The organism is Vreelandella aquamarina (assembly GCF_900110265.1).
Taxonomy (GTDB): Bacteria; Pseudomonadota; Gammaproteobacteria; order Pseudomonadales; family Halomonadaceae; genus Vreelandella; species Vreelandella aquamarina.
This window is the reverse complement of the sequence record NZ_FODB01000095.1, coordinates 1-5,907: the sequence shown is the minus strand read 5'-3', so window position 1 is coordinate 5,907 and position 5,907 is coordinate 1. Positions and strand designations below refer to the sequence as shown.

The following is a 5,907-nucleotide window of genomic DNA, read 5'->3' as shown; positions in this document are numbered from 1 at the left end:
GTATCGCTGAGATCGATCCAGCCCATCGCCCGCTGCAGCACCAGAGTGCGTATCTGGCTGGTCAGCGAGTGGCGAATGCGCAGCGGATGACGCGCATCGACCAGGTTGTCGCCGAGCGCCTCGATCACGCCGCTACTGTCGAGGGCTTCGCGCAGCAACAAAGCGCCGCTGTCGCTGGTGGTGCGGTGGCCGCTCAGCTCGACACGGACAGAGCCGTTGCACGAGGGCGTCCAGGTGGATAGGCTTTCACCCATAGCGGATGGCTCCCTTGGATCAGGTTCTTGGCGGAACACACTGAATTTTCAAGAGGATACCATCCGCTATCTTCGTTTTCAGGCCGGTCTCATGAATAAGGCGGGCTTAGCGTTTAAGCGGCGTATAATTAGCCCCATTTTATTGAGCAAGCTTTATCTGGCGGGCGGTGGCACGTCGAGGATACAGCTTGGACAATGCGTTGCGGGAGCACATTAATGGCATCAGTATCTGCACGTCAGGCGTCTGATCAAACGCGTCGGCCAACGCCGCTTGAGCGTTATCAAGAAGACCTCAAGCGTAGCGATTTCCAATATGACTCTGCCCAAGAACAAGCAGTGAAGCATCTGCAGCGCCTCTATGATGAGTTGGTGTCAGCGCCGACCACGGTGCCCAAAGCGATAGTCGCCAGTAAAGGCATCAAGGCCAAAATGGCAGGCTTGCTGGGTAAGAAAAATGAACCGGCCAAACCCCCAGTGCCGCAGGTGAAAGGGCTCTATTTTTGGGGTGGCGTGGGGCGTGGAAAAACTTACTTAGTCGATACCTTTTATGAAGCACTGCCGTTTCCCGAGAAGATGCGCACGCATTTCCACCGCTTTATGCAGCGGGTGCACAACGAGCTGACACGCTATAAGGGCGAGAAAAATCCTCTTACGCTCATCGCCGGTAAATTTGCGGCAGAGGCGAGGGTAATCTGCTTTGATGAGTTTTTTGTTAAAGACATTACCGACGCGATGATTCTGGCCAATTTGCTGGAAGCACTGTTTGAGCGTGGTGTTGTGCTGGTGGCGACGTCGAATATTGTACCCAATGACCTCTATAAAGACGGCTTGCAGCGTGCACGATTTGTGCCTGCTATTGAGTTGCTGAACCGTCACTGTGAGGTGGTCAACGTTGATTCAGGGGTCGACTACCGCTTGCGTGCTCTTGAGCGTGCAGAAATTTTCCATGCGCCTTTAGATGATGCTGCCGAGCAGGAATTGGCACGCAGCTTCAGAGAAATTGCCGGACAGCCGGGTGAGGAGGGGGCGCCGCTGGAGGTGAATCACCGAGTGCTGAAAACTCGCCGCTTGCATGATGATGTGGTGTGGTTTGAGTTTGCCGAGCTGTGCGATGGCCCTCGTAGCCAAAATGACTATATCGAGCTTGCTCGGGAGTTTCACACAGTGTTGGTAGCCAACGTCCCGCGAATGGATGGTAAAACGGATGATCAGGCGCGGCGCTTTATCAACATGGTGGATGAGTTTTATGACCGTGGCGTAAAGCTGTTGATGTCCGCTGAAGTGCCGGTGGAGTCGCTGTATAACGACGGTAAGCTCACATTTGAGTTTCAGCGTACTCTGTCGCGGCTCCAGGAGATGCAGTCTCGCGAGTACTTGGCGCTGGCTCATAAACCCTAGTGCCTGCGCATGCATCAAAAAAATAGCTGCGGCACTTAACTTGGGCACATGCTTACTGTAGAATGCCGCCTCGCTACACGTTGCTGGCTAAAATCAGCAACCAAAAAAAATAGGGATGGTGCTTCACCGCTTGGCGGTGTGAGTCACCCAACACACTTAATCTGGTGATTTCATCCATGAAGACGTTCAGTGCTAAGCCGCAGTCCGTCCAGCGCGACTGGTACATTGTCGACGCTACGGACAAAACGCTCGGTCGTCTGGCAACCGAGATTGCTCGCCGCCTGCGTGGTAAGCATAAGCCCGAATTTACCCCTCACGTTGATACCGGCGACTACATCGTCGTGATCAATGCAGAGAAAGTCCAAGTAACCGGTAACAAGGCGAAGGCTAAAACCTACTACCGCCACACAGGTTACCCGGGCGGTCTGCGCTCCATGACATTCGACAAAATGCTCGACCACGCTCCCGAGCGTATCATCGAGTCTGCCGTTAAAGGCATGCTGCCGAAAGGTCCGTTGGGTCGCGCCATGTACTCCAAGTTAAAAGTGTACGCCGGTGCCGAGCATCCGCATGCTGCCCAGCAGCCGCTTGAACTGAACATCTGAGGAAATCTTCGCCATGACACAGCAGTATTACGGTACCGGGCGCCGCAAGACTTCCACCGCTCGTGTGTTCCTGAAGCCGGGTTCCGGCAAAATTACCGTCAACAACCGTGAGCTTGACCAGTACTTCGGTCGTGTTACCGGTCGCATGGTTGTTCGTCAGCCGTTAGAGTTGACTGAAACCCTAAACCAGTTCGACGTCTACGTTACCGTTGAAGGCGGCGGCGGCTCTTCACAGGCTGGCGCTATTCGTCACGGCATCACGCGTGCCCTGATGAATTACAACGAAGACCTGCGTCCTACGCTGCGTGCCGCTGGTTACGTTACCCGCGATGCTCGTCAGGTTGAGCGTAAGAAAGTCGGTCTGCGTAAAGCACGTCGTCGTCCGCAGTTCTCCAAGCGTTAATTTTACGCTATGTGGCAAAAACGCCCAGGTCAAAGACCTGGGCGTTTTTTATTGGAATATCAAAAAATTATAACGCTCGTACCACCATGGTCCGGGGCGGTTGTTCTTGTGCAGAGCGCTTTGTTTTTTTAACATAGACTGTATTTGATATTCGTCGTCGCAAGACGCCTTTGCGACGGAACGGGTAAGCTGATGGGAGAAACCAGAAATGGCAGATAACGGCGTAAACAAAGGCCGGCGCCGTTTCCTCGTAGGCGCCACCTCCGTTGTGGGGGCGGTGGGCGCTGTCGGGGTTGCGGTCCCCTTTGTGGCATCTTGGCAGCCTAGTGCCAAGGCAAGAGCGGCAGGCGCGCCGGTTCAAGCGGATATTTCCAAGCTTGAGCCAGGTCAGCGTATGACCGTCGAGTGGCGTGGTCGCCCGATTTGGATCATTAATCGTACGCCTGAGATGATCGAACGGACCGAAGCGCTAGGGGCTGACAGCTTGGCGGATCCAGAGTCCGAAGTGCCACAGCAGCCTGCCTATATCCAGGGTGGTCTGCGCTCGATCAAGCCTGAGATTGGTGTCTTGATCGGCATCTGTACCCATTTGGGCTGTTCTCCCTTGTATCGGCCCGAGCCGGATGCGGAAGGGGTGGGTGTCGATAACTGGCCGGGTGGTTTCTTCTGCCCATGCCACGGCTCTCGTTTTGACTTGGCCGGTCGCGTCTTTAGCAACGTCCCTGCGCCGACGAACCTTGAAGTGCCGCCCTACCGCTTTGAAAGCGATGACATCATCGTGGTCGGCGAAGATGAGGAGAGTGCCTAATGGCTAATCCAAATAAGGCGAAGGCCGAGAGTGGCATCATGCGCTGGGTGGACGACCGATTCCCCGCCACGCAAATGATGCAAGACCATCTGACGAAGTACTACGCGCCGAAGAACTTCAACTTCTTCTATATATTTGGCGTGTTGGCGCTGCTGGTGCTGGTCAACCAAATCCTGACCGGCGTTTGGTTGACCATGAGTTTCAATCCCTCTGCCGAAGGTGCGTTTGCCTCCGTCGAGTACATCATGCGTGATGTCGAGTGGGGCTGGTTGATTCGCTACATGCATACGACGGGGGCATCCGCCTTCTTCGTGGTCATCTATCTGCATATGTTCCGCGGGTTGCTTTATGGTTCCTACAAAGCGCCACGTGAGCTGGTGTGGATTTTTGGTATGGCCATCTATCTTCTGCTGATGGCCGAAGCCTTCATGGGCTATCTGCTTCCATGGGGTCAGATGTCTTACTGGGGGGCGCAGGTCATTATCTCGCTGTTCTCGGCCATCCCGGGTATTGGCCCTGATCTAGCGCAGTGGGTGCGCGGTGATTTCCTAATTTCAGGCATCACGTTGAACCGTTTCTTTGCGCTTCACGTCGTTGCGTTGCCCATCGTGATTTTGGCATTAGTCGTGCTTCACATCATTGCTCTGCATGAAGTGGGTTCTAACAACCCTGATGGTATCGAAATCAAGCAGAAGAAAGACGAGACCGGCAAGCCGCTCGACGGCATCGCTTTCCACCCGTACTACACCGTGAAGGACTTGGTGGGTATTGCGGTGTTCTTGTTTGTCTTCAGTGTCGTGGTGTTCTACTTCCCGGAAGGGGGGGGCTACTTCATCGAGCGGCCGAACTTTGAACCGGCTAACCCGCTGAAAACGCCTGACCACATTGCACCGGTTTGGTACTTCACGCCGTTCTACGCCATTCTGCGTGCGATTACCTTCTCGCTGTTTGGTCTTGACGCTAAGTTCCTGGGTGTTGTCTGCATGGGCGCGGCGATTGCTGTGCTGTTCGTGCTACCGTGGCTTGACCGTAGCCCTGTGCGCTCTATGCGTTACAAAGGCTGGATGTCCAAAGTTATGCTGCTGCTGTTCTGCATCAGCTTTGTAATTCTTGGTATTCTAGGTGTGCTGCCGTCCACAACAGGTCGCACCATCTTGGCGCAAGTGTGTACAGCCATTTACTTCGCCTTCTTCCTGCTGATGCCGCTCTACACCAAGCTGGAGAAGACTAAACCCGTTCCGGAAAGGGTGACTGGCTAATGAAAAAGCAACTATTAGCACTGCTCTTCGCAATCGTGCCGGTAACCGCGATGGCGGCTGGTGGCGCAAGTGTGCCTCACAGCATGGAGCCTGACCTACAGGATCAGGCGTCTCTGCAAAATGGCATGAAGCTCTATGTTAATTACTGCATGGGCTGTCACTCGCTTGAGCACCAGCGCTTTGCGCGCGCGGCTGATGATCTGGGTATCCCCCAGGATCTGGTAGAAGAGAACTTAATCTTCTCCTCAGACTTAGCGTTCAACGACCAGATGCACATTGCGATGGATCGTGGCGATGCAGAGTCTTGGTTTGGCGCTCCGCCGCCCGACCTGACGCTGGAAGCGCGCCTACGTGGCACTGACTGGATCTACTCCTACCTGTTGGGCTTTTACAAAGACCCGAGTCGTCCCACTGGTGTGAATAACACCGTGTTCGATTTGGTGGCGATGCCTAACGTGCTGGAGCCTCTCCAAGGCGTTCAGGAGTTGGTGTGTGCCGAAACCGATCAGCCGGTGGCGGGGCAGTCTCCCGACCCGCTATCAGGTAAGTATCAGTCTTGTGATGTGCTGCAAGTGACTCAGCCAGGGGCGATGGAGCCAGCCGAGTTCGAGGAAGCGGTATATGACCTGACCAACTTCCTGGCCTACGTGGGTGAGCCTTCCAAGCTGCAGGCGCAAGCCCTGGCACCTAAAGTACTTATCTTTATCTTTATTTTTGGTGTGATTGCTTACCTACTCAAGCGTGAGTACTGGCGAGACGTCCACTAATCAGTAAAGTAGGATAGGCGGTTCAGGCGCACGGCGAAAGCCGTGCGCCTTTTGTTGTGCGCCAGGCATGGCGCGCAGCGCCTTGACTGGCGCTATTCCTGAGGGTGGTGCCTCACAGGATGACTTGGGGGTGAAAGTCCCCTACGGACCCTGATAGCGGGAACCGTTAGCTGAACAGCAAGGGTGTCTGCCGCAAGGCAGAATCCGAAGGAAGCTGAAGGCAAACTCCCGGCCCGACGAACAGAAATCGCATACGAGGCTATCGCACCCGGGCGAGAGTGCAATGATCCTCAAAGCCCCATAGCTATCCGGAAGGGGCGATAGTAAATGCGGCGGGTAGGTGGGAGGAAGGTCGCGCGTCTTACCCTGGGAGGTCTGGTGGTCTGCCACGGTGCTACCGGCGTCGAGAGGCG

Annotated in this window: 7 protein-coding genes; 6 read left to right on the top strand and 1 reads right to left on the bottom strand. The window is 55.0% G+C overall.

Translation table 11 applies throughout. From position 1 onward, the window contains the following. Window positions 1-293, bottom strand: a 293-nt coding sequence (locus BMY49_RS16720) for a transposase (RefSeq protein ID WP_208596227.1), incomplete at its 3' end; no start/stop codon positions are given. Between the two features lie 177 nt (window positions 294-470). On the opposite strand from BMY49_RS16720, the gene zapE reads away from it, so the two are divergent. The 6 genes from zapE to BMY49_RS16690 all read left to right on the top strand — a co-directional run bounded on the left by zapE (window position 471) and on the right by BMY49_RS16690 (window position 5,494). Next, the gene (zapE, locus tag BMY49_RS16715; protein WP_044629964.1) at window positions 471-1,652 is read left to right on the top strand and encodes a cell division protein ZapE; all 1,182 of its coding nucleotides are present in this window, start codon (window positions 471-473) and stop codon (window positions 1,650-1,652) included. A 176-nt stretch (window positions 1,653-1,828) separates the two neighbouring features. Beyond that, on the top strand, window positions 1,829-2,257 hold the full coding sequence (gene rplM / locus BMY49_RS16710; RefSeq protein WP_044629965.1) for a 50S ribosomal protein L13: 429 nt from the start codon (window positions 1,829-1,831) through the stop codon (window positions 2,255-2,257). Between the two features lie 13 nt (window positions 2,258-2,270). After that, window positions 2,271-2,660: a 30S ribosomal protein S9 gene (gene rpsI, locus BMY49_RS16705; RefSeq protein ID WP_044629966.1), complete on the top strand. Its 390-nt coding sequence runs from the start codon at window positions 2,271-2,273 to the stop codon at window positions 2,658-2,660. A 208-nt stretch (window positions 2,661-2,868) separates the two neighbouring features. Next, on the top strand, window positions 2,869-3,468 hold the full coding sequence (gene petA, locus BMY49_RS16700) for a ubiquinol-cytochrome c reductase iron-sulfur subunit (RefSeq protein ID WP_044629967.1): 600 nt from the start codon (window positions 2,869-2,871) through the stop codon (window positions 3,466-3,468). Next, window positions 3,468-4,727: a cytochrome b gene (locus BMY49_RS16695; RefSeq protein ID WP_044629968.1), complete on the top strand. Its 1,260-nt coding sequence runs from the start codon at window positions 3,468-3,470 to the stop codon at window positions 4,725-4,727. The genes petA and BMY49_RS16695 overlap by 1 nt, the downstream gene beginning before the upstream one ends. Next, the gene (locus BMY49_RS16690; RefSeq protein WP_044629969.1) at window positions 4,727-5,494 is read left to right on the top strand and encodes a cytochrome c1; all 768 of its coding nucleotides are present in this window, start codon (window positions 4,727-4,729) and stop codon (window positions 5,492-5,494) included. Before BMY49_RS16695 ends, BMY49_RS16690 begins: the two co-directional genes overlap by 1 nt. The last annotated feature ends 413 nt before the right edge of the window (window positions 5,495-5,907 follow it).